At 71.4% G+C, this 21672-nt stretch carries 22 protein-coding genes and 1 riboswitch; of the genes, 13 read left to right on the top strand and 9 right to left on the bottom strand.

All coding sequences use genetic code 11. From position 1 onward, the window contains the following. Position 1: 1 nt before the first annotated feature. Genes F3H57_RS03455 through F3H57_RS03440 form a run of 4 tightly spaced genes read right to left on the bottom strand, consistent with a single transcriptional unit; the run spans position 2 to position 5909 of the window. Positions 2–1135, bottom strand: a complete 1134-nt coding sequence (locus F3H57_RS03455) for a hypothetical protein (protein ID WP_149754495.1) — start codon at positions 1133–1135, stop codon at positions 2–4. Next, on the bottom strand, positions 1132–4464 hold the full coding sequence (gene cobN, locus F3H57_RS03450) for a cobaltochelatase subunit CobN (protein ID WP_149754494.1): 3333 nt from the start codon (positions 4462–4464) through the stop codon (positions 1132–1134). Before cobN ends, F3H57_RS03455 begins: the two co-directional genes overlap by 4 nt. A gap of 1 nt (position 4465) precedes the next feature. Continuing rightward, a complete protein-coding gene (gene cobW, locus F3H57_RS03445; RefSeq protein WP_149754493.1) occupies positions 4466–5521 on the bottom strand; it encodes a cobalamin biosynthesis protein CobW in 1056 nt (351 codons plus the stop codon). Continuing rightward, complete coding sequence (locus tag F3H57_RS03440; RefSeq protein ID WP_149754492.1) at positions 5514–5909, bottom strand: DUF1636 family protein; 396 nt, start codon at positions 5907–5909, stop codon at positions 5514–5516. The genes cobW and F3H57_RS03440 overlap by 8 nt, the downstream gene beginning before the upstream one ends. A gap of 108 nt (positions 5910–6017) precedes the next feature. Beyond that, positions 6018–6227, bottom strand: a riboswitch (cobalamin riboswitch). 43 nt (positions 6228–6270) lie between these two features. On the opposite strand from F3H57_RS03440, the gene cobO reads away from it, so the two are divergent. Genes cobO through F3H57_RS03420 form a run of 4 tightly spaced genes read left to right on the top strand, consistent with a single transcriptional unit; the run spans position 6271 to position 9019 of the window. Beyond that, entirely contained in the window at positions 6271–6879 is a 609-nt protein-coding gene (cobO, locus tag F3H57_RS03435; RefSeq protein ID WP_223162935.1) for a cob(I)yrinic acid a,c-diamide adenosyltransferase, read from the top strand. Beyond that, a complete protein-coding gene (locus F3H57_RS03430) occupies positions 6879–7229 on the top strand; it encodes a Lin0512 family protein (protein ID WP_149754490.1) in 351 nt (116 codons plus the stop codon). The genes cobO and F3H57_RS03430 overlap by 1 nt, the downstream gene beginning before the upstream one ends. Then, positions 7226–7570 (top strand): Lin0512 family protein, encoded by a 345-nt coding sequence (locus tag F3H57_RS03425; RefSeq protein WP_149754489.1) that lies wholly within the window; start codon positions 7226–7228, stop codon positions 7568–7570. Before F3H57_RS03430 ends, F3H57_RS03425 begins: the two co-directional genes overlap by 4 nt. Before the next feature lie 3 nt (positions 7571–7573). Beyond that, positions 7574–9019 (top strand): cobyric acid synthase, encoded by a 1446-nt coding sequence (locus F3H57_RS03420; RefSeq protein WP_149754488.1) that lies wholly within the window; start codon positions 7574–7576, stop codon positions 9017–9019. On the opposite strand, the gene cobD is transcribed toward F3H57_RS03420, so the two are convergent. From cobD to F3H57_RS03400, 4 genes are read right to left on the bottom strand one after another with little or no spacing between them, the layout of a single operon-like run. Continuing rightward, a complete protein-coding gene (cobD, locus tag F3H57_RS03415) occupies positions 9020–10009 on the bottom strand; it encodes a threonine-phosphate decarboxylase CobD (protein WP_223162934.1) in 990 nt (329 codons plus the stop codon). It lies immediately after the preceding gene. Continuing rightward, complete coding sequence (cbiB, locus tag F3H57_RS03410) at positions 10006–10947, bottom strand: adenosylcobinamide-phosphate synthase CbiB (RefSeq protein WP_149754487.1); 942 nt, start codon at positions 10945–10947, stop codon at positions 10006–10008. Before cbiB ends, cobD begins: the two co-directional genes overlap by 4 nt. Then, positions 10944–11723 carry a propanediol utilization protein gene (locus F3H57_RS03405; RefSeq protein WP_188129583.1) on the bottom strand — a complete coding sequence of 260 codons (780 nt, stop codon included), beginning with the start codon at positions 11721–11723 and terminating at the stop codon, positions 10944–10946. Before F3H57_RS03405 ends, cbiB begins: the two co-directional genes overlap by 4 nt. Continuing rightward, positions 11723–12280, bottom strand: coding sequence for a histidine phosphatase family protein (locus F3H57_RS03400; protein WP_149754486.1), 558 nt, complete (start codon positions 12278–12280; stop codon positions 11723–11725). The genes F3H57_RS03405 and F3H57_RS03400 overlap by 1 nt, the downstream gene beginning before the upstream one ends. A 48-nt stretch (positions 12281–12328) precedes the next feature. Between F3H57_RS03400 and cobU the strand changes: the two genes are divergently transcribed. From cobU to msrA, 7 genes are all read left to right on the top strand, one after another. After that, the gene (gene cobU / locus F3H57_RS03395) at positions 12329–12838 is read left to right on the top strand and encodes a bifunctional adenosylcobinamide kinase/adenosylcobinamide-phosphate guanylyltransferase (RefSeq protein WP_149754879.1); all 510 of its coding nucleotides are present in this window, start codon (positions 12329–12331) and stop codon (positions 12836–12838) included. Then, positions 12835–13842: a nicotinate-nucleotide--dimethylbenzimidazole phosphoribosyltransferase gene (gene cobT, locus F3H57_RS03390; RefSeq protein ID WP_149754485.1), complete on the top strand. Its 1008-nt coding sequence runs from the start codon at positions 12835–12837 to the stop codon at positions 13840–13842. Before cobU ends, cobT begins: the two co-directional genes overlap by 4 nt. Next, complete coding sequence (locus F3H57_RS03385; protein ID WP_149754484.1) at positions 13839–14579, top strand: adenosylcobinamide-GDP ribazoletransferase; 741 nt, start codon at positions 13839–13841, stop codon at positions 14577–14579. The genes cobT and F3H57_RS03385 overlap by 4 nt, the downstream gene beginning before the upstream one ends. A gap of 60 nt (positions 14580–14639) precedes the next feature. After that, positions 14640–15518 carry a zinc metalloprotease HtpX gene (gene htpX / locus F3H57_RS03380; RefSeq protein ID WP_149754483.1) on the top strand — a complete coding sequence of 293 codons (879 nt, stop codon included), beginning with the start codon at positions 14640–14642 and terminating at the stop codon, positions 15516–15518. 192 nt (positions 15519–15710) lie between these two features. Beyond that, positions 15711–15995, top strand: a complete 285-nt coding sequence (locus F3H57_RS03375; RefSeq protein WP_149754482.1) for a hypothetical protein — start codon at positions 15711–15713, stop codon at positions 15993–15995. A gap of 354 nt (positions 15996–16349) precedes the next feature. Further along, positions 16350–16640: a hypothetical protein gene (locus F3H57_RS03370; protein WP_149754481.1), complete on the top strand. Its 291-nt coding sequence runs from the start codon at positions 16350–16352 to the stop codon at positions 16638–16640. A gap of 98 nt (positions 16641–16738) precedes the next feature. Then, positions 16739–17377: a peptide-methionine (S)-S-oxide reductase MsrA gene (gene msrA / locus F3H57_RS03365; protein WP_149754480.1), complete on the top strand. Its 639-nt coding sequence runs from the start codon at positions 16739–16741 to the stop codon at positions 17375–17377. A gap of 3 nt (positions 17378–17380) precedes the next feature. On the opposite strand, the gene F3H57_RS03360 is transcribed toward msrA, so the two are convergent. After that, entirely contained in the window at positions 17381–18256 is an 876-nt protein-coding gene (locus tag F3H57_RS03360) for a ribokinase (protein ID WP_149754479.1), read from the bottom strand. Positions 18257–18384: 128 nt separating this feature from the next. Here F3H57_RS03360 and F3H57_RS03355 point away from each other — a divergent pair, with 128 nt between their 5' ends. Together F3H57_RS03355 and mutS are read left to right on the top strand one after the other, a co-directional pair. Continuing rightward, positions 18385–18918: an inorganic diphosphatase gene (locus F3H57_RS03355; protein WP_149754478.1), complete on the top strand. Its 534-nt coding sequence runs from the start codon at positions 18385–18387 to the stop codon at positions 18916–18918. 91 nt (positions 18919–19009) lie between these two features. Next, positions 19010–21643 (top strand): DNA mismatch repair protein MutS, encoded by a 2634-nt coding sequence (gene mutS, locus F3H57_RS03350; protein ID WP_223162933.1) that lies wholly within the window; start codon positions 19010–19012, stop codon positions 21641–21643. Positions 21644–21672: the final 29 nt, after the last annotated feature.

Below are 21672 nucleotides of genomic sequence, written 5' to 3'. Positions count from 1 at the left end.
GTCAGGATCGGACCTCTTGCAGTACCTCGCCCGCGGTCAGCCCGCGGCGCACAGGCTCTTCCCACGGGGTTCCCTCGCGGACAAGGTCGAAGCGCCCGTCCCGCCCGACGAGGGTCAGCGCCGCCGCCCGCGGATGCGCGCAGCCCTTGGCGCATCCCGAGACGTGGACGTCCCGAAGGCCGGCCTCCGCCAGCGCGCGCGCGAGCGGCCGGGTCGGCACCGTCCCCTGCACGCAGCCGGGCGCGCCGATGCAGGCCCGCACGTCCTGCCGGGGATCGTCAGGGTCGGTGACAAGCGTCGTGTCGCCGGGCGCGCGCGGCACGAGGAGCATCCGGAAGGGCGTGACCTGCGCCGCCTCTTCCGGGCCGAGCACCGCCGCGATCTGCCGCAGATCCTCGGCCCCGAACTGTCCGAACGGCGCACCGACACAGACCCCCCCGGCCACGGCGCCGGGCCGCAGCGGGTCCGCGGCCGGCCCCGGCGCGCTGTCCCCCGCAAGGTGCGGCGGCAAGGCCGCCCCGGCCGAAAGGTGCCGCGCCATCCGACCGCGCCCATCCGCGCCGAGCCCGCCCGAGGCAAGGAACCAGCGCGCCAGATCGAGCGCCATGGCCACCGCGTCATCGCCGTTCGCCACGGCACGACCGAGCGCGCACCCGTCCGCCCGGACAACCTGCCCTTCGATGCGAATGTCGCCGCTGACCTCGGAGAGCTGCCGCGGCACCCCGTCGACCACGAAGCCGAATTTCGACGGCAGGCCCGCGAAGTCCGGCGCGGACAGCGCCTCCGCCAGCCGCTCCGCCATTGACATGCGCGCCTCAGTCCCCGGCCCGGCCGCGCCCCAGATGATGTTGCGCCGCGCCTCGGCTCCCGGCTCCGCGTCGATCAGGCCGAGCGTATCCAGCGCCGCCAGCAGCGCCGGAAACCCGGCCTCCGTCACGCCCCGGACCTGCAGGTTCGCCCGGTTCGTCGCCTCGACAGCGCCGCTTCCATGCGCCTGCGCGAGATCCGCGAGCCCGGCAAGCTGCGCCGCGCTCAGCCCCCTGACCGGCGGGCGCACGCGCACCACGAGCCCGTCGCCCGAGGCCATCGGCCGGTGCGCCCCGGGGCACCAGCCGCGGATCTCGGGCGCGCTCACGACGCCTCCAGTTCTGCGAGTATGGAGTTGCGCCGCGATTGCCAGAGGCCCGCCGCGTGCAGCTCCGCAAAGCGCGCGCGCATCGCCTCCAGCGCCTCGGGGTTGGCGTCGTCCATGAAGTCGGTCACGGCCTCGTCGCCCAGCGTCGCCTCGTAGTAGAGGTCGAAGAGGTGAGACGGCACCGCGGCAGCCAGATGCGCGAAGGCGGCCATGTTCTCCAGCGTCGCGGCGATCTCGGCCGCGCCACGGAAGCCGTGCCGCCGCATCCCGGCGATCCAGCCCGGATGCGCCGCCCGCGCCTGCACCACGCGCGCGATCTCCTCGGTCAGCCCGCGCGCGCGGGGGCGGCCCGGATCGGTGTTATCGAGGTGATAAAGCTGCGCCGACCCGCCGGTCACCGCCTGCGCCGCGGCGAACCCCGCCTCGTGAGAGGCATAATCCTCGGCCAGCAGCAGATCCGTCTCTGGCAGGTCCTGCGCGTGCACGAACCCGTCGGCGGCGGCCACGCGCCCACGGAGTCCTTGCGGATCGTGCGCGGCCTCCAGCCCGTCAAGCGCCCAGGACGACGCGGCAAGCCACGCCTCCCCGGCGGCGCGCCGGCCCGCCTCGCCATAGTCGCCCAGCATGTCCCCCATGTTCAGCCCGAAGCTGCCCGGCGCCGGGCCGTAGACCCGCGCCTCGGCCACGCCGCCGGCATAGGGGTTCCAGTCCGCTGCCTCGTCCCGCGCGGCGAGCGCCCGCACCGCCTGCTGGAAGAGCCCCGACAGTGTCGGGAACACGTCCCGGAAAAGCCCCGACACTCGCAGCGTCACGTCGATCCGCGGCCGGTCGAGCTCCGCGATCGGCACGATCTCGATGCCCGACACCCGCTCCGACCCGTCGTCCCAGACCGGGCGCACGCCCAGAAGCGCCAGCGCCATGGCGAAATCCTCGCCCGCCGTCCGCATCGTGGCCGAGCCCCAGAGGTCGACCACCAGCCCCTTCGGCCAGTCACCTTCCTCCTGCAGGTGCCGCCGGATCAACTCGTCGGCCAGCGCCTCACCCTGCGCGTAGGCGCTGCGCGTCGGCACGCTGCGCGGATCGGTGGTGAAAAGGTTGCGCCCCGTCGGCAGCACGTCGCTGCGCCCGCGATAGGGCGACCCCGAGGGCCCGGCCGCGATCCGCCGCCCGCCCAGCGCATCCAGCAGCGCCTGCCGCTCCGCCGCCGCCGAGGCATGCGCATCGAAGACCACCTGCGCCTCCGGCGCACGCCCCCAGACATGCAGCCCGTCGCCGAACTGGCTCTCCTTCACGTCGCAGACGAAGCGGTCGATCCGCGTGACCGCCTCCGCCGGACACGAAGCCGCGTCGATCCCCAGATCGCCCTCCACGCCCAGCGCCTGCGCCTCGCCGCGGATATCCTCCATCAGCCGCCCGCGCCGCCTTGGGTCGAGCCCGTCGGCGTTGGAAAACTCGTCGAGCAGCGCCTCCAGCCGCGTCAGCCGCTCCGGCGTGCCAGAAGGGCGCAGCGGCGGCGGCACGTGACCCAGCGTCACCGCGCCGATGCGCCGCTTGGCCTGCGCGGCCTCGCCCGGATCGTTGACGATGAACGGGTAGATCACGGGAAGCTCGCCGGTCAGCGCCTCCGGCCAGCAGGTCTCCGACAGCGCCACCGCCTTGCCCGGCAGCCATTCCAGCGTCCCGTGCGCACCGACATGGACGATCGCGTCCGTCTCCTGCCGCAGCCAGAGGTAGAAGGCGACATAGGCGTGGCAGGGCACGCGCGAGAGGTCGTGATACTCCGCGTCCCGCTCCGGCACCGACCCACGCTCGGGCTGCAGCGCCACCACTACGTTGCCGACCCGCAAAGCGGCGAAGGAGACGCCCTCCTCCGGCGGCGCGCCCCAGGCTGCATCAAGATCCGTGCACAGCCCCTCCGGCAGCCGTCCCAGCGCCTCCCGATAGGCCTCCGAGGGCCAGTGCACCCGCTCCACCGACAGCGCGCCGGCGAGGTCCGGCGCCTCGGGCACCGCGTAGCCCGCGCCGCGCAGATCCGACAGGATCGCCGCCGCCGAGGCCAGGGGATCGAGCCCCACCGCATGCGCCATGTTCCACGCGCGCCCAGGATAGGTCGACAGCACCAGCGCCACCCGCCGGTCTGCCGCGTCCTGCGCGGCCAGACGGTGCCACGCCGCCACCCGGTCGGCCAGCGCCGCGATCCGCCCGGGCTCCGGCACATGCGCGACCCTCGCGAACTGAAGATCGGGATCGCACGCCTGCGGCTCCTTGAACGACGCCACGCCGCCGAGGATACGCCCGTCCACCTCCGGCAGCACCACGTGCATCGCCAGATCCGCCGGCGACAGCCCGCGCTCCGCCTCCGCCCAGGCCTCGCGCGTGGAGGTCGCAAGCGCCGCCTGGAACACCGGCACCCCGCCGGCATCGAGCGGCGATGTCCCGCCATCCCCCTTGCCGGAAAACGCCGTCGCGTTCACCACCACCGACGGCGCCAGCGCCGCCACCTGCCGCGCCAGCCAGCTTGAGGCTTCCGGCGCCTTCAGCGACGGCACGAAAAGCCCGGTGACCGCGAACCCCCGCTCCCGCAGCGCCGAAAACAATGCCTCAACAGGCGCAAGGTCCGCCGATACCAGATACGACCGGTAGAACACGACCAGCGCCCCCGGCTTCTTCTCGTCACAAATACTCTCCGGGGGGGCGCCGCAGGCGCGGGGGGCGGAAAGCCCCCCTCGGGCCTCGCCCCATCGCGCCGCCGCCGGGCACGCCACCCCGTCCTCCGGCGTCCACGCCCCGACCTGCGGCAGCACCTTGGCCCCCCGCACCGGCCCGGCATAAAGTCCCGCCGCCAGCGCCATCTGCGCCAGCGCCGCCTGCGCGGCCACCGCGCCGCCCGTGTCGCACAGATGCGCCAGCCGCCGCAGCGTCGACACCGGCACCGTGGAGATCGCGTCGAGCCGCGGGTCGGGCCGCCCGTCCGCGGGCAGCACCGCCAGCGCGATGCCGCGCTCCCGCGCCAGCGCCTCGATCTGGCTGAGGCCGTAAGGCCAGTAGGGCACCCCGCCGATCAGCCGGATCAGGATGCCCTTCGCCTCCGACAGCGTCGCTTCGACATAGGTGTCGACCGACAATGGGTGCTTGAGCGCGGCGATATTGGCAAGCCGCAGGGTGGGCAATCTGCCCGCCTTCCCGCCGCCGCGGTGCCAGCCCGCCGCGAAGGCCCCGAGGTCGGAATCCGACAGGGACAACACCACCAGGTCCGCCGGGCTCTGGCCCAGGTCGGTGGGTGTCTCGGTCTCTTCGAGCCCATGGCTTTCGCGAAAGACGACGTGCATCTTATTCGGCAGCCTCCGCCGCTGGCGCCAGCACCGCCCGGATCGCGCCTTCGTCCACGTCGTCGTGCTCGGCGATCACCACGAGCCGCCCGGCCCGCGCCTCGCCGGGCCCCCAGGGCCGGTCGTACTGGTGCCGAACCCGCGCGCCGACCGCCTGCACCAGCAGGCGCATCGGCTTGCCGACGACGGCGCCGTAGCCCTTCACCCGCAGGATGTTGCGCTCGCGGGCCAACCGCTCGATCCGCGTCACCAGCTCGGCGGGGTCCGACAGTTCGGGGATGTCCACCACCACGCTCTCGAAATCGTCGTGATCGTGGTCGTGCGGCTCGTCGTGGTGCGACGGCCGCGCGTCCATGTCGTCCTCCGCCGCCGCGCCGAGGCCGAGGATCACCCGCGGATCGACCGCGCCCTCGGCGACCTCGACCACCGGCAGCGGACGGGGCGCCTCGGCGGCGATCACCTCGCGCGCCTTCGCCACGCCCTCCGGCCCGGCGAGGTCGGGCTTGGTCAGCAGCACGATGTCGGCGCAGGCGATCTGGTCCTCGAAGACCTCCGACAGCGGCGTTTCGTGGTCGAGGCTGTCATCCGCCTCGCGCTGCGCGTTCACGCGCTCGACGTCGGGCGCGAAACGGCCCGTCGCCACGGCTTCGGCATCGGCGAGCGCGATCACGCCGTCCACGGTGATCTTCGAGCGGATATCGGGCCAGTCGAACGCCTTCAGAAGCGGCTTCGGCAGCGCCAGCCCGCTCGTTTCGATCAGGATGTGATCGGGCCGCGGATCGAGCGCCATCAGCGCCTGGATCGTCGGGATGAAATCGTCCGCCACGGTGCAGCAGATGCAGCCGTTGGCCAGCTCGAGCACGTTCTCCGCCGGGCAATCGGGGATAGCGCAGCCCTTCAGGATCTCTCCGTCGACGCCGACGTCGCCGAATTCGTTCACGACCACCGCGAGCCGCTTGCCCTGCGGGTTCTGCATGAGCTGCGAGATCAGGGTCGTCTTGCCGGACCCGAGAAAGCCGGTGACGATGGTGACGGGCAGTTTTTCCAGATCAGCCATTCTTGGGCTCCTCCTGAGATGTGGGGGGTGGCACGCGGGCGATGCAGTTGCGCTTGAAATGCTCGGGCCGCTGGCGCCACGGGATCAGGCCGTCGGCGGTGTCGCGGTAGCGCTCCGCGCCGTCGAGCAGGGTGTCCACGTGCTCGGCCTCGTGCAGGCGGCCGTAGACATAGGTCCAGCGGCCGGGACCGCGCAGCGCGACGGTGCAGCCATCGTCGCAGTTCTGCAGGCACTCGACCGGCGTGATGGTCACGCCCTCGGGCGCGGGACGCGCCGCCAGCGCCTCGAAAAGGTGCGTGCCGGGACGGCGCGCGTCGTCGGGCATGTCCTGCCCGCGCCGGCATTTGACGCAGACCAGAAGCTCGGCCTCGGCGGGGGATGCGTTCATTGAGGTCGCGGCCCTTTCTCGGGGTGCGGGGGCCATGGGCCGGAAGGGCGCCTGCGAGCCCCTGCCCGCGCGCCCGCCCGACACCCGGAAACACCCCGTCCGGTTTCGTCGTCCGTTGTCTTGCTGGCAGGTCTCCCGGCTTGCGAAGGGTCGGATGGCTCCGACACGTCGCCCCGCCTTCCCGGCCCGTTCGGGCCAGTGGCATTCGGGGCGGCGCCTCCGGTCACGGTCGCGGGGGCGGCTGCGCCTGACCGATGGATCGGCCCTCGCATTCCCTTTTCACCCGTTTACACGGGCACCAGCATGGGCTGACATGCGCGCGCAACGCACCCGATGTCAAGCCTCGCGAAAGGAGCCGCCCGTGGACCACGACGCCGCCCGGCACAATGAAAAGATGAAGCGGATCAAGGCCGCCCGCGACCGGATGATGCAGACCAAGACCGAGGAAAAGGGCCTGATCATCGTCCATACCGGCACCGGCAAGGGCAAGTCCTCCTCCGCCTTCGGAATGATCATGCGCTGCATCGCGCACGGCATGCCCGCTGCTGTGGTGCAGTTTATTAAGGGCAACTGGGAGACCGGGGAGCGGACCTTCCTGCGCGAGCGATTCGAGGACGAATGCCGCTTTTTCGTCTCGGGCGAGGGCTTCACCTGGGAGACGCAGGACCGCGAGCGCGACATCGCCGCCGCGCAGCACGGCTGGACCCTCGCGAAGGAGCAGATCCTCGATCCCGAGATCCGGTTCGTGCTGCTGGACGAGATCAACATCGCGCTGCGCTACGATTACCTCGATATCGACGAGGTGGTCGATTTCCTGCTGCACGAGAAGCCTGAGATGACCCACGTCGTCCTCACCGGCCGCAACGCCAAGCCCGAGCTGATCGAGGCCGCCGACCTCGTGACCGAGATGAATCTGCTCAAGCACCCGTTCCGCGACGGGGTTAAGGCGCAGGCAGGGGTGGAATTCTGATGGCGCCGCGTCGACTGATCCTCGAGTTCGGCATGGGCACTTCGATCCGCCGGCAGGACTACACCGCCGCCGCTGTCCGCGCCGTGCGCGACGCACTGTGGCACAACTCCATCGCGCTGGCCGAGTATTACGGAACGGACCGCGCCGAGATGCGCATCGAGGCGGAGATCGGCGTCGCCGACCCGGACGCGGTGGACATCGGCGCCGTCGCCGCCGTCTTCCCCTACGGCGAGGTCACGGTGCGCGCGGTTCCCGGCGGGCTCGACGTGCCGCACCCGGAGGGCGGCGCCCCTTCGGTGACGGCGAACGCGATCGTCTCCGTTTCGATGAACGGGGAGGCGTCGGCATGAGCGACCAGCGACTGATCCTCGAGATGGGCATGGGCGTCGACGTGCACGGGCGCGACTACATGAAGGCCGCGCGCCGGGCGATTTCCGACGCGCTGCGCCATTCGTCCCTGCCGCTGCTCGACGCCGAGGGGATCGACCACCGCGACATGCGCGTGGTGGCGACCATCGGCGTGCAATCGCCCGATGCGCTCGACACCGCCGCGCTGGCCGAAGAGCTGCCGCGCGGCCGGGCCGAGGTGCGCGCGGTGTTCGGCGGGCTCGATTCGACCGATCCCGCGACCGGCGAGGTCGTGGTGATCGCCCAGGCCGCCGTGGAAGCCTTCCTGCCGAAGCGCGGCTAGGCCATGCCCCGCGCGCTGATGATCCAGGGCACCGGCTCCAATGTCGGCAAATCGCTGCTGGTCGCCGGGCTCTGTCGGGCGGCGCGGCGGCGCGGTCTTTCGGTCGCGCCGTTCAAGCCGCAGAACATGTCGAACAACGCTGCCGTGACCGCGGATGGCGGAGAGATCGGCCGCGCGCAGGCATTGCAGGCGATGGCCTCCGGCCTCGATCCGCACACCGACATGAACCCGGTGCTCCTCAAGCCCGAAACCGACACCGGCGCGCAGGTGATCGTGCAGGGCCGGCGGCTGACCACGGCGCGGGCGCGCGATTACGCCAAGCTGAAGCCGCAACTGCTGGAGCGGGTGCTGGAGAGCTACCGGCGGCTTCGCGCTGCGCACGATCTGGTGCTGGTCGAGGGCGCCGGCAGCCCGGCCGAGGTCAACCTGCGCGCCGGCGACATCGCCAACATGGGCTTCGCCGAGGCGGCTGGGGTGCCGGTGATCCTTGCGGGCGACATCGACCGGGGCGGCGTGATCGCGCAGATCGTCGGCACGCAGGCGGTTATGGCGCAAGAGGATGCCGGGCGCATCGCGGGCTTCCTCGTCAACCGCTTCCGCGGCGACCCGAGCCTCTTCGACGAGGGCTACAAGCTCATCGCGGACCGCACCGGCTGGCGCGGCTTCGGCGTCCTGCCGTGGTTCGCCGACGCCGCGCGCCTGCCCGCGGAGGACGCGCTCGACATCCGGGCGGAGGCGCGCGCCGAGGGGCTGCACATCGTCTGCCTGCGCCTGTCCCGGATCGCCAATTTCGACGATCTGGACCCGCTGGCGCAGGAACCCGGCGTGCGCCTGACCATGCTCGCCCCCGGCGAGGCGCTGCCCGGCGATACCGACGTGGTGATTGTCCCCGGCAGCAAGTCGACGCGCGGGGACCTCGCCTTCCTGCGCGCGCAGGGCTGGGACGTGGACATCGCCGCGCATCTGCGCCGCGGCGGGCATGTTCTGGGGATCTGCGGGGGCTACCAGATGCTCGGCACCCGGATCGACGATCCCGAGGGGCTGGAAGGGCCGGCGGGCAGCGATCCCGGCCTCGGCCTTCTGGACGTCGCGACGCGGATGCAGGCGGACAAGCACCTGACGGAGGTCGCGGCGGTCCATGCCGCCACCGGCCAGCCCTTCCGCGGCTACGAGATCCATATCGGCGCCAGCGACGGGCCGGACCGGGCGCGTCCCTTCGCCCATGTGGAAGGTGCGGCCGAAGGCGCGGTGAGCGCGCACGGCCGCGTCACCGGCAGCTACCTGCACGGCATGTTCCGGCACGATGGCTTCCGGGCGGCGTGGCTCTCGGGCTTCGGCGCTGCCTCCGCTACAAGCTACGACAGCACGGTGGAGGATACCCTCGACGCGCTCGCCAAGCACATGGAGGCGCATCTCGACGTGGACGCGCTCCTCGCCGCCGCGCGGTGATCAGCGCAGGGCGGAAAACGCGGCTTCGAGCGTCAGCCAGCCAGAAGTAGGCGGCAGACCGAGGCGGATCCAGTGCGGCGAATAGGGGAAAATCCGGCTCCAGACCCGGCCCTGGGCGAGCGCCTCCTGCGCGGCGATCGCATCCGGCGCGGCGTAGGTGCGGAAGAGCGTCGTGCCGCCGACCACGTCCCATCCCGCGGCACCGGCCAGCGCGTCGAGTCGGGCAGAATCTTCGACCAGCCGGGCGCAGGTCGCCTCCCGCCAATGCGCATCCGCGAGGGCCGCGCAACCCACGCTGATCGCTGGTCCGTTCGCCGCCCACGGTCCGGCCAGCGCGCGCAACCGGTCTGCCAAAGGCTCGGAAGACAGCGCGAAACCGAGCCGCAGGCCGGCCAGCCCGTAGAACTTCCCGAAGGAGCGCAGGACAACGAGGTTCTCCGCCCCGGCAAGGTGCGGACACAGCGACAGCACCGGCTCCGGATCAGCGAAGCTTTCATCGACCACGAGGAGGCCCACCCGCGACCGCAGATCGAGCAATTGCTCGGGCCGCCACCGCCGCCCGTCCGGGTTGTTGGGGTTTACCACCACCCCGAGATCGGCGCCGGCCAGATCCTCCGGCGCCTGCACCTCCGTCACCGTCCAGCCCTGCGCCTCCAGCGCGCCGCGATGTTCGTTGTAGGTCGGCCCCACCACGCGCGCCTCACCGGGCTGCGCCAACCGCGGGACGAGCTGGATCGCCGCCTGCGCCCCGGCGAGCGCCACCGGCCGCACCGCGCCTCCGTAAGCCGCCCGGGCCGCGTCTTCGAGCGCGGAAATCGCCCGCGCGGTGGGCAGGGTCGCCCAGGCCTCGGGCGGAATCTCCGGCAACGGATAGGGCTCGGGGTTGATGCCGGTCGACAAGTCGATCCACGGGCCGGTGCCGTATCGCGCCTCCGCCCTGTCGAGATCGCCGCCGTGATCGCGCGCCATGCCGCCCCTCGCCTCCGTCATGCCAGCGCCAGTGCCGCAAGGATCGCCGCGAGACAGAGCATCGCCCGGCGGTAGAGATCAAGCCCGCGGGCCAGCGCCTCCGGCCCCGGATCGGGCGCGCCGTCGTTGATCCACGGCTCCGGCGCCACCCGGTCGGCGTAGACGCGCGGGCCGGAGAGGCGCACGCCCAGCGCGCCGGCCATCGCCGCCTCCGGCCAGCCGGCATTCGGGGACCGATGCTGCGGCGCGGCCCGCCGCATGGTGCGCAGCGCCGCGCCCGGCCGGGCCGAGACCATCGCGAAGACCGCGCCGGAGAGGCGCGCCGGCGCGAGATTGACCAGATCGTCGAGCCGCGCCGCCGCCCGACCGAACGCCTCGTGCCGCGCCGTGCGGTGCCCGATCATTGAATCCATCGTGTTCACCGCCTTGTAGAGCGCGATCCCCGGCAGCCCGCCGATCACCCCCCAGAAGAGCGGCGCGACGATCCCGTCGGACGTGTTCTCGGCGAGGCTCTCCAGCGCCGCGCGGGCGATGCCGGCCTCGTCGAGCTGCGCCGGATCGCGCCCCACGATCATCGCCACCGCCCGCCGCGCTGCCGGCCGGTCCCCGGCGGCGAGCGGGGCGGCGACCGCGGCAACGTGGTCGTACATCGACCGCATGGCGAGGAACGGCCAGGCCAGCGCGCCGGTCAGCAGCGCGCCGATCCAACCGCCGGGCAGCATCGCCTGCACGATAAGCGCCGGGATGCCGACCGAGGCGAGGACGATGGCCACCGTCAGCGCGCCGTTGCGCTGCCGCGTCTCCGCGGGCAGCGCCGGATCGTTCAGGCGCGTGTCGAGCCGGTCGATGAGCCCACCGATCCAGACGACCGGATGGCCGATTTTTGCATAGAGCTTGTCCGGCCAGCCGAGGCGCGCGTCGATCAGCCCGGCAATCAGCATCGCGGCGGCGAAGGTCATGCCGCCCCCCCGGTCTCGAAGCGGATCACCCCGGTGAAGCCGGCGCGCGTGAGCGCCGCCTCGGCCCCGGCGGGCACGGTGCCCGGCGCGAAGATCAGACCGCGCGCCGATCCGGTATGCGCCCGCAGATGACCGAGGGCGCCGGTCTCGCGGGCAAGGGCTTCGGAGGGGTCGTCATGCGGCCCGCGCAGCGCCGTGGTGCGCGCAGCGGAAGTCGCGGCGATCCCCGCGGCGGTTGCAAGGTCCGGCCCCGCCTCCCACGCCGCGATCAGGTCGGAGACGTCAGGGAAGGCGCAATCGGCCGCGTCGGTGCGCACCGGCGGGCCGAAGAAGCCGCCGACGATCTCGGCGCGGGGCGGCGGCGGCAGGCGGCGCAGGATGCGGGCCTCGCGCGGCGCCCAGAGCAGGCTGTCGGGCCGCGCGTGCATCAACGGATCGCTCGCTTCCTCCACCGACAGGCAGGCGCGGGCGAGCGCATCGGGCGCCCCGTCCCCGGCCAGCGCCAGCAGCGCGGCGGTCGACGCCCCGGCCCCGCCGCCCGGCGGCATGTCGGCCCGCAGCCGGTACCGCCCGGAGGGCTTGCCCAGTGCCTCCAGCATTCGCGCCGCCTGCGGGTCGGTCAGGAACTGCGGCACCTGATCGAGACTCAGCGGGCCGTCCGACAGCCGCTCCGCCGTGACGGCGAGCGCGTCGCAGGCCACGGTGACAAGGGCGAGCGGCCCCTCCGCGCTCCGGCCCTGCAGCCATTCGCCGAAATGCCCCGCGATCCGCCGCATCACGCAAATGTCCGGTTCACGCCAAGGATCGACACCCCGCCCGGGAGCAGCAGGACCCGCGTCAGCGACAGCGGCGCGATGTCGAAGGCAAGCGCATCCGCCGGATCGCTCAGCGCGAGCGCCAGCGCGGCGCGCACCGTTCCGGCATGGGCGATCACCGCCAGCCGGCCCTCTGCCGCCTCCAGCGCCGGGCGAACGCGCGCGCACAGGTCGAGGAAACTCTCGCCGCCGGGATAGGCGTGGCGGGCGATGTCGCCCCGGCTCATCGGGCCGAGGTCCGGGAGGGCGTCGAAGGGCGTGCCCTCCGCCTCGCCGAAATCCTGCTCCCACAGGCACGCGTCGGTCTCGACCGCGCCGGGAAACAGCGCAGCGGCGGTCTCGCGGCAGCGGCGCGCGGGGCTCGACATCACGGCGCAGCCGTCCAGCGCGGCGCGCAGCGGGGCGAGCGCCGCCGCATCGGGCAGGATCGCCGGCACGTCGCGGCGCCCCGTCAGCCGTCCGCCATGGTCGGCCGGGGCGTGTCGGACAAGCAGGATCTCGACGGTCTCGGCGCGCATCACGACTGGTCTTTTCCCCGGATCGGGTTTCTGCTTTGTCACGTCGCCATGGGAAAGTCGATCCTCATCACCGGCGGCGCCCGGTCGGGCAAGAGCACGCTGGCCGAGCGCACCACGCTCGCCCTCGGCCAGCCGGCCGTCTACATCGCCACGGCCGAGGCGCACGATCCCGAAATGGCCGAGCGCATTGCCCGCCACCAGGCCCGGCGTGGCGCCGAATGGCGCACCGTGTCCGCCCCTCTCGACCTGACCGGGGCGCTCGACGCCTCCGATGGCGGCGGTCCGCGTCTGGTCGATTGCCTGACGCTGTGGCTGTCCAACCTCCTTTTCGCGGAGCGGGACTGGGAGGCCGAGGCCGAGGCCTTCGCGACCGCGCTGGCCCGCCAGAGCGCTCCGGTCGTAATCGTCACCAACGAGGTCGGCGCCGGGATCGTGCCCGAGAACGCGCTCGCCCGCCGCTTCCGGGACGCGGCGGGGCTCGTCAATCAGCGCGTCGCGCAGGCGGCCGACGAGGTCCTGTTCTGCGTCTCCGGCTACCCGATGAAAGTGAAACCATGAGCCTCGATTTTTCGTCCCTCGATCGCGTCGCGGCCTCGGCGCCGGCCCTGCCCGCCTTCGACGAGGAGGCCGCCTCCGCCGCCCGAGCCCGGCAGGCGGAGTTGACCAAGCCGCCGGGTTCGCTCGGCCGGCTGGAGGATCTGGCGATCTTCATGGCCGGCTGGCGCGGCGATCCGCGCCCCCATGTCTTCGACGCGCAGGCGCTGGTCTTTGCCGGCAATCACGGGATCTGCGCGCAAGGCGTCAGCCCCTTCCCGCCCGAGGTCACCGCGCAGATGGTCGCGAACTTCGAACGCGGCGGCGCGGCGATCAACCAGCTTTGCCGCCATGCCGGCGCGCGGCTGAGCGTGGTGCCTCTGGACTTGGACCGGCCCACCGCGGACTTCACCGAAGGCCCGGCGATGACCGAGGACGAGTGCCTCGACGCCATGCGCCGCGGGGCGGACGCGGTGGAGAGCCCCGACATCCTGATCCTCGGCGAGATGGGGATCGGCAATTCGACGGTCTCGGCGGCGCTGGCCCATGCCTGTTTCGGCGGCACGGCGGCCGACTGGATCGGGCGAGGCACCGGGGCGGACGCGGCGGGCATGGCGCGCAAGGCCGAGGTGGTGGCCGCCGGGATCGCGCGCCACCCGGAGGCAAGCGGTCTTCAGATCCTCGCCGCGCTCGGCGGGCGGGAACAGGCGGCGATCTGCGGCGCGATCCTCGCGGCGCGGGCGGCGCGCATTCCCGTCCTGCTCGACGGGTTCATCTGCACCGCCGCAGCGGCACCGCTCTTTGCCGCCGATCCCGCCTTTCTGGCCCATTGCCAGGTCGGGCACATGAGCCTCGAACCCGGGCACCGCCGGCTCTGCGAGGCGCTCGGTCAGCGGCCTATCCTGGAGCTCGACATGGCGCTTGGCGAAGGCACCGGTGCGGCGGTGGCGCTGTCGGTGCTGCGCGGCGCGCTGGAGTGCCACAACGGCATGGCGACCTTCGCCGAAGCGGGCGTCTCGGGCGCATGATCCGCACCCGCCTCGCGGAGCTGCAGCTGGCCGTCATGCTGCTGACCCGCCTGCCGGCGGGGCGGCTGACCGACCCCGCGCCCACGCTCGCGCAGGCGCGCTGGGCCTACCCTTTGGCCGGCCTGCCCATCGGCGCGATCGGCTGGGCGGCGCAGGGGCTGGCGATCACCGCCGGGTTGCCGGCGCTGGCGGCGGCCCTGCTTGCGGTAGGCGCGATGGCACTGGCGACTGGCGCGCTGCACCACGACGGGCTGGCGGATCTGGCCGACGGGCTAGGCGGCGGGCGGGACCGGGCGCATTGCCTGGAGATCATGCGCGACAGCCGGATCGGCAGTTACGGCGTGCTCGCGCTGATCCTCGCCGTGGGGCTGGAGGCCTCGGCGCTCGCAGGCTTCGACCGGGGAGCCCCCCTCCTCGCTTTCCTCTTTCTCTCGGTGACGAGCCGGCTGGCCATGCTCGGCGTGTCGGCGTGGCTGCCGGCGGCGCGGACGGACGGGCTCGGCCAGTCGGCGGGCGGCGGGCTTGGCCGCGCGGGGCTCGCCGGCGCGGCGCTGGCCGTGGGTCTCGGCCTCGCACTCGGTCCGGCGGCGCTTGCCTCGGCGCTGGTGCAGGCCCTTGCCGCCGCTGCCGTCGCCCACCGCGCGATGCGCCGGATCGGCGGGCAGACGGGCGACGTGCTTGGCGCCGTGCAGCGGGTGGCAGAGGTCGGCGGCTGGCTCTCGCTCGTCGCATTCTGAGCGATATTGCGGGGGCGCCCGGCGTCCCTATATCCCCCTCGTGACAGGTGGAGTGCCGCAATGGGCTACGTGAAGACGGCAATGCTGATGGCCGCGATGACGGCCCTTTTCCTCGGGCTCGGCTACCTGCTGGCCGGGACGGGTGGCATGCTTATCGCGCTTGTGGTCGCCGCCGGGATGAACGCCTTCTCCTGGTGGAATTCCGACCGGATGATCCTGCGGATGCACAACGCGCAGCCCGTCGGGCCGAACGACCGCTCCGGCCTGCCCCAGATGGTGCGCGACTTGGCGAAGAATGCCGGCCTGCCGATGCCGGCGGTCTACATCATCGACACCCCGCAGCCGAACGCGTTTGCCACCGGGCGCGACCCGCACAACGCCGCCGTCGCGGTGACCTCCGGCCTGATGCAGACCCTCAGTCGCGAGGAACTGGCCGGCGTCGTGGCGCACGAGCTGGCGCATATTCGCAACCGCGACACGGCGATCATGACCGTCACCGCCACCTTCGCCGGGGCGATCTCCATGCTCGCCAACTTCGCGCTGTTCTTCGGCGGACGGCGCGAGGGTGGGCTCGGTATCGTCGGCGCGATCCTGATGATGATCCTCGCCCCGCTGGCGGCGGCGCTGGTGCAGATGGCCATCAGCCGCACGCGCGAATACGCCGCGGACAAGGCCGGCGCGGAGATCTGCGGCAACCCGCTCTGGCTTGCGTCCGCGTTGCAGCGAATCCAGGCTGGGGCGGCGCGGATCGACAACGACTCGGCAGAACGCAACCCGGCGACAGCGCACATGTTCATCGTGAATCCGCTCCACGCGCATCGCCACGACAACCTCTTCGCGACTCACCCCGCGACCGAGAATCGCGTCGCCGCACTGCGCGAGATGGCGGGCCAGGCGGGCTACCCCCAAACAGCGTCGAAAACTGGGCCCTGGGGCTGATCAGCGCCTGAATAGTGGCGCGGCCGTCCAAGAATGGCGCTCGGGCTCAAACAAACGTCACAAAGCTGAAACTCCGTATAGGGGTTCCCCGTGTCTGACTTTCAGACCCGGATTCACGAAATGTTGGGCATGCATGCAGCCCGACAAGATCAGGTCGGGTTCGCTACGGAGACGACCACCTTGACCAACCACATGCTCATGCTGATGGACATCGCGCTCATCGCGTCAGTCCCGGCCACTGCGCTGTGCCGCAACCGCGTGCGTCAATCGGCCAGGCGGCTGGTGGCCTTGCCGCCAACGTCACGCGCCTTCGACGCCGACACGACGGAGCGCCGCTCGGGCCAGCCGTCCTTCCGTACAATTTGCAGGAAAGTCGCCAGCCGAAACGCACTTGATCCCGCGGAGGCCGACCGGCTTCAGGATCTGGCCGCGGCGCTGCTCGAGGACCTGCAACCCCGCCTTGCCAAAGAGGACTGACAGGCGTTGCATCGGTGGGCGGTCGCGTTGCGGCGGACCCGGCCGCCGCGCGCATCGGCACGACAACCCTCTCGCGACTCACCCCCCGGCAGGAAGCGCGGCGTGGCCCTGCGCCAGATGCCCGGACGCCCGGTTCGTCCCCGAGCGGCGCGAAAATCGGGCCACTGGTGCTGATGCGCGTCAGAATCACGTTTCCATGCCCGCACTTGTAACGCTCCAAAGCGGGCATCGTTGCCTTATTGGAACCGCACCTAGGGGATCCCCGTATATACAACTCTCCGCAGATTTAAGAAAAATAAAAAACAACCAAAGCCCGACAGAACCAGATCGGGCACGTTGCGGAGACCTGAAAATATGACCAACAACCTGCTCATGGATATCGCCCTTATCGCATCCGTGCCGCAGAGCGCGCTGTGCCGCAACCGCGTGCGCCAGTCTGCGAAACGGCTTCTGTCGCTGCCGCCCTCGTCGCGCCCGTTCGAGGCGGACCCTACGCCGCGCCGTGGCAACCAGGCGACCTTCCGAACGCTCTGCAAGAAGCTCACCGGACGCAACGGACTGAGCGAAGAGGAAGCCGGCCGGTTGCAGGACCTTGCCGCGATCCTGCTCGACGATCTCGAACCCCGTGGCGCCTACACGCACTGACACGGGCTTCATCTTCGCGTGACCGTGCGGGGCGCGCGCTTGCCGGGTCGGCCGGCGCGCCCCACCCTTTTCGGCAAGTTCCGGAGAGGAGAGTCACCATGAACATCCCGAACATCCTGCGCCGCGGCGCCCTTGGCGCCGTCTGTGCCCTCGGCCTCGGCAGCGCCGCCGGCGCCGCCGAGATCACCGTCGCCGGTGGCTGCTTCTGGTGCGTCGAGGCCGATTTCGAGCGCGTCGAGGGGGTAAGCGAGGTCGTCTCGGGCTATACCGGCGGCGATCTGGCCGACCCAACCTACAAACAGGTGACGGCCGGGGGCACCGGACATTACGAGGCGGCGGAGATCACCTTCGATCCCGCCAAGATCTCGCGCCGGCAACTCTACGACATGTTCTTCCGCTCCATCGACCCGACGGACGCGGGCGGGCAGTTCTGCGACCGTGGCGACAGCTACCGCACCGCGATCTTCGTCGACGGGCCGGAGGCGCGGGCCGAAGCCGAGGCCGCCAAGCGCGCCGCGCAATCGGAGCTCGGGCAGGAGATCGTCACACCGATCCTGGACGCCGGCACCTTCTACGACGCCGAGGACTACCACCAGGACTACTACAAGAGCGACGAGCGCACGCTCACCCGCTTCGGCTGGATCGACCGCGCGGACGCCTACAAGCGCTACCGCGAGGGCTGTCGCCGCGATGAGCGGGTGCGCGAGCTGTGGGGGGCGAACGCGCCCTTCGTCTGAGGCTCAGGGCCCGAATGCGACATCCTCGATCTCCTTGAGGTCGGGGATCACGTCGGCGGTGCCGGCGCGCGTGACCATCAGCGCCGCGGCCCGGGTGGCAAGCGTGAGCGCCTGCTCCATCGGCAGGCCGCGATCGAGCCCCGCTACGAGGTACCCGGTGAACGTGTCGCCGGCCCCGGTGGTGTCGACCGGCGTGACCGGCAGCGCCGGGATCTCGATCGGGTCGGCGCCGTGCGCGATCCAGCGGCACCCCCGGCCCCCGAGGGTGACGACCACGTCCGTGATGCCGAGCGTGTCGATCCCCTGCCCTGTCGCCTCCTCGAGCTGTGCCGCCTCGACCGCGTTCAGGACGAGCAGGTCGAGAAACGGCAACATCGCGCGCGCCGCACCCGCGTCGAAGGGCGCGGCCGCATAGGCGACGCGCAGCCCGCGCGACTTGGCGATCTCTGCCGCCTCCGCCTGGGCGCTGGTCTCGTTCTGGGTCAGGAACCAGTCGCCGCGCGCCGCGCCATCCATGTCGGCGAAGAGGGCGCCGGCCTCGATGGCGCGATTGGCGCCGCCATGAATGACTATGAGGTTCTCGCCTGCATCGTCCACGGCGATGATCGCATGGCCGGAGGTCGGTCCGACGCTGCGTATACACCGCGTATCCACACCGTATTCCAGCAGCCGATCGACCATCCAGGTCCCGTCCTTCCCGACGGCCCCCAGGTGAACCACGCGCGCCGCAGCCCGCGCCGCAGCCACCGACATGTTCGCGCCCTTGCCGCCCAGCCCGTGCGACAACGACCGCGCTTCCAGCGTCTCACCCGGTCCGGGCAGGTGCGGGACATGATAGACGAGGTCGGCGTTGATCGACCCGAGGTTCCAGATGGTCATTACGCCTCTCCTTTCAGATCCGGGCATATCCTTCTATCGAGGCACGGCATGTGCGACCAGCCGGAACCGGCTGAAAAAGACGCGCGGCGCGCTACCTGCGGTCCGGACCCGCCACCAAGGAGTGCCCGATGTTCAGCACCGCGATCCGATCCGTTCCGTCCCGTACCCGGGACGGCGCCGTCAACGTCTTCATCGAAACACCCAAGGGCAGCCGACACAAATTCGACATCGACGACAGCGGCCTGTTCCGCATCGCTCTGGAGCTTCCCGAGGGCGTGACCTTTCCGTTTTCCTTCGGCTTCGTGCCCGCCACCCTGGCCGAGGACGGCGACGCGCTCGACATCATGCTGGTCACCGCCGGCGGGTTGCCCGCCGGTGCGCTGATCGACGCGCGGCTGATCGGCGTCCTGAAGATGGAGAACGACGAGGACGGCACGATGGCCCGCAACGACCGCATCGTGGCCATCGCCAACATGTCGCGGATCTACGAAGGCGTCGAGACGATGTCCGAGATGCGCCACGGCTTTGCCTGGGACATCGAGGAGTTCTTCGACACGTACAACCGCATGATCGAGCGGCCCTTCCGCCTGGTCGGCCGTGGCGAGAAGGACGAGGCGATGGCGATGCTCGAAGCAGCCGAAGAGCGTCACCGCGGGCGCTGACGCGGGCCGCGCGGGCTCGGCCCGGCCAATACCCGCTTTCGCAGCATCCGGCGCCGGTCTACTGTCCGCGCCCGAGGAAGCGGAGGCAGGCATGACCGCGGCAACGCCGATGATGGCGCAATACCTGGAGATCAAGGCGGAGCACCCCGATGCGCTGCTGTTCTACAGGATGGGCGATTTCTACGAGCTGTTCTTCGACGACGCGGCAGCGGCGGCCGAGGCGCTCGACATCGCGCTGACCAAGCGTGGCAAGCATGCCGGCGACGACATCCCGATGTGCGGCGTTCCGGTCCATGCCGCCGAGGGGTACCTTCTGACGCTCATCCGCAAGGGCTTCCGCGTCGCCGTGTGCGAGCAGATGGAAAGCCCCACGGAGGCGAAGAAACGCGGCGCCAAGTCGGTGGTCCGGCGCGAGGTCGTGCGGCTCGTCACCCCCGGCACCCTGACCGAGGAGACGCTGCTGGAGGCGCGGCGGCACAACTACCTGGTGGCGCTGGCCGATGTGCGCGGCGACTGGGCGCTTGCCTGGTGCGACATCTCCACCGGCGCATTCCACGCGATGCCCCTGGCGCAGGCCCGTATCGGCGCGGAGCTGGCCCGGCTCGCCCCCTCCGAAGTTCTGATGACCGAGGCCGGCGAAGCCGCGCTGCGCCCGGTCTTGGACGATCTGGGGCTGACGCCCACGTCGCTCGGGCGCGCCTCCTTCGATTCCGGCAGCGCGGAGGGGCGACTGCGCACGCTCTACAACGTGGCGAGCCTGGAGCCCTTCGGCAGCTTCGGACGCGCGGAACTGTCGGCGATGGGCGCCGTGGTCGACTATCTGGACATTACGCAGAAGGGCAAGCTGCCGCTCCTGCGGCCGCCGCGGCGCGACGCGGTCTCGCGCCTTCTGCAGATCGACGCGGCCACGCGGCGCAACCTTGAACTGACGCACGGCATGGCCGGGGGCCGCGCCGGATCGCTCCTGTCTGTCATCGACCGGACGGTGACCGCGGGTGGCGCGCGCCTGCTGGAGCGGCGGCTTTCGGCGCCGTCCTGCGATCTGCCGACGATCCACGGGCGGCAGGCGGCGGTGGACTGGGCGCTCGGGGCACCAGGGTGCGCCGAGGCGGTGCGCAGCGCGCTCCGGGCGGTGCCCGACCTCGAACGCGCGCTGTCGCGCTTGTCGCTCGATCGGGCCGGCCCGCGCGATCTGGCCGCGTTGAGGGGGGCACTGGCCCAGGCAGAGGCGCTTTCGGGCACGCTCGGTGACGTAAACCTGCCCGAGCATCTGGCCGCCGAGCGCGCGGCGCTTACCGGACAGGAGGCGCTGCTCGAGCACCTGGACGCGGCCCTGGTGGCCGAACCGCCGCTCCTCGTGCGGGACGGCGGTTTCGTCGCAGCGGGGTTCGACGCCGATCTCGATGCCGCGCGCGAGCTGCGGGACGAGGGGCGGAGCGTCATCGCCCGCATGCAGAAGGAATACTGCGAGAATACCGGTGTCACTTCCCTGAAGATCAAGCATAACAACGTGCTGGGCTACTTCATCGAGACCACGGCAACCCATGCCGAACGGATGATGTCGCCGCCCCTGTCCGAGACCTTCATCCACCGCCAAACCACCGCAAACCAGGTGCGGTTCACCACCGTGGAGCTGTCGGAACTCGAGACCCGCATCCTCAATGCCGGGGCGCAGGCGCTGGAGATCGAGAAGCGGCTGTTCGCGGAATTGCGTGCCGCGGCCCTCGACGCGGCGGGCGCGCTCGGAGCGCTGGCGGCGGCGCTGGCGGAATTCGACCTCGCCACGGCGCTCGCGGAGCTCGCGCGCGCGGAGGACTGGACCCGGCCGGTTGTCGACGACAGCCGCGTCTTCGCGGTGGAGGGCGGGCGCCACCCGGTCGTGGAACGGGCGCTGCGAAACCAGGGCGGCGATCCGTTCATCGCCAACGACTGCACTCTGGAACCCGAGGCCGATGGCGCCGCGCTGGAGCTGCTCACCGGCCCGAACATGGCGGGCAAATCCACCTACCTTCGGCAGAACGCGCTGATCGCGGTACTGGCGCAGATGGGCGCCTACGTGCCGGCCCGGGCCGCGCATCTCGGCGTGGTCAGCCAGATCTTCAGCCGCGTCGGCGCTTCGGACGACCTCGCCCGCGGGCGGTCCACGTTCATGGTCGAGATGGTGGAAACGGCGGCGATCCTGAACCAGGCCGACGACCGCGCGCTGGTAATCCTCGACGAGATCGGGCGCGGCACGGCCACCTATGACGGGCTCTCCATCGCCTGGGCGACGCTGGAGCACCTGCACGAGGTCAACCGCGTGCGCGGGCTCTTCGCGACGCATTACCACGAACTGACGGTACTGGCCGGCAAGCTGCCCGGCGTGCGAAATGCCACTGTGGCAGTCAAGGAATGGGACGGCGAGGTGATCTTCCTGCACGAGGTGCGCCCCGGTGCCGCCGACCGATCCTACGGCGTGCAGGTAGCGCAACTTGCAGGTCTCCCGCCCGCCGTGGTGGCACGGGCGAAATCCGTGCTCGAAGCCCTGGAACAGGGAGAGCGAGACCGGACCGCTCCCAAGGCCCTCATCGACGACCTGCCGCTCTTCGCCGCCGTCGCCGATGCGCCGGCGCCGGACCGACCCTCCGCCGTGGAGGCACGCCTCGCCGACCTGTCGCCCGACGACCTCAGCCCGCGCGACGCGCTGCAGGCTCTCTACGAGTTGCGGGCGCTCTTGTCCGGCTGAGGCCCGCGCGTTCCACGTGAAACATGCGC

The sequence above is a fragment of the Roseivivax sediminis genome, assembly GCF_900112685.1.
Lineage (GTDB): Bacteria > Pseudomonadota > Alphaproteobacteria > Rhodobacterales > Rhodobacteraceae > Roseivivax > Roseivivax sediminis.
Note: the sequence above shows the minus strand (reverse complement) of the source record. Positions and strands in the feature narration are given on the sequence as shown.

Excerpts from the sequence above, each read along its gene's own strand:
- cobN (WP_149754494.1), bottom strand. The coding sequence starts at position 4,464 with ATGCACGTCGTCTTTCGCGAAAGCCATGGGCTCGAAGAGACCGAGACA.
- cobW (WP_149754493.1), bottom strand. The coding sequence starts at position 5,521 with ATGGCTGATCTGGAAAAACTGCCCGTCACCATCGTCACCGGCTTTCTC.
- F3H57_RS03440 (WP_149754492.1), bottom strand. The coding sequence starts at position 5,909 with ATGAACGCATCCCCCGCCGAGGCCGAGCTTCTGGTCTGCGTCAAATGC.
- F3H57_RS03430 (WP_149754490.1), top strand. The coding sequence starts at position 6,879 with ATGGCGCCGCGTCGACTGATCCTCGAGTTCGGCATGGGCACTTCGATC.
- F3H57_RS03425 (WP_149754489.1), top strand. The coding sequence starts at position 7,226 with ATGAGCGACCAGCGACTGATCCTCGAGATGGGCATGGGCGTCGACGTG.
- F3H57_RS03420 (WP_149754488.1), top strand. The coding sequence starts at position 7,574 with ATGCCCCGCGCGCTGATGATCCAGGGCACCGGCTCCAATGTCGGCAAA.
- cobD (WP_223162934.1), bottom strand. The coding sequence starts at position 10,009 with ATGACGGAGGCGAGGGGCGGCATGGCGCGCGATCACGGCGGCGATCTC.
- cbiB (WP_149754487.1), bottom strand. The coding sequence starts at position 10,947 with ATGACCTTCGCCGCCGCGATGCTGATTGCCGGGCTGATCGACGCGCGC.
- F3H57_RS03405 (WP_188129583.1), bottom strand. The coding sequence starts at position 11,723 with ATGCGGCGGATCGCGGGGCATTTCGGCGAATGGCTGCAGGGCCGGAGC.
- F3H57_RS03400 (WP_149754486.1), bottom strand. The coding sequence starts at position 12,280 with ATGCGCGCCGAGACCGTCGAGATCCTGCTTGTCCGACACGCCCCGGCC.
- cobU (WP_149754879.1), top strand. The coding sequence starts at position 12,329 with ATGGGAAAGTCGATCCTCATCACCGGCGGCGCCCGGTCGGGCAAGAGC.
- cobT (WP_149754485.1), top strand. The coding sequence starts at position 12,835 with ATGAGCCTCGATTTTTCGTCCCTCGATCGCGTCGCGGCCTCGGCGCCG.
- F3H57_RS03385 (WP_149754484.1), top strand. The coding sequence starts at position 13,839 with ATGATCCGCACCCGCCTCGCGGAGCTGCAGCTGGCCGTCATGCTGCTG.
- htpX (WP_149754483.1), top strand. The coding sequence starts at position 14,640 with ATGGGCTACGTGAAGACGGCAATGCTGATGGCCGCGATGACGGCCCTT.
- F3H57_RS03375 (WP_149754482.1), top strand. The coding sequence starts at position 15,711 with ATGCTCATGCTGATGGACATCGCGCTCATCGCGTCAGTCCCGGCCACT.
- F3H57_RS03370 (WP_149754481.1), top strand. The coding sequence starts at position 16,350 with ATGACCAACAACCTGCTCATGGATATCGCCCTTATCGCATCCGTGCCG.
- msrA (WP_149754480.1), top strand. The coding sequence starts at position 16,739 with ATGAACATCCCGAACATCCTGCGCCGCGGCGCCCTTGGCGCCGTCTGT.
- F3H57_RS03360 (WP_149754479.1), bottom strand. The coding sequence starts at position 18,256 with ATGACCATCTGGAACCTCGGGTCGATCAACGCCGACCTCGTCTATCAT.
- F3H57_RS03355 (WP_149754478.1), top strand. The coding sequence starts at position 18,385 with ATGTTCAGCACCGCGATCCGATCCGTTCCGTCCCGTACCCGGGACGGC.
- mutS (WP_223162933.1), top strand. The coding sequence starts at position 19,010 with ATGACCGCGGCAACGCCGATGATGGCGCAATACCTGGAGATCAAGGCG.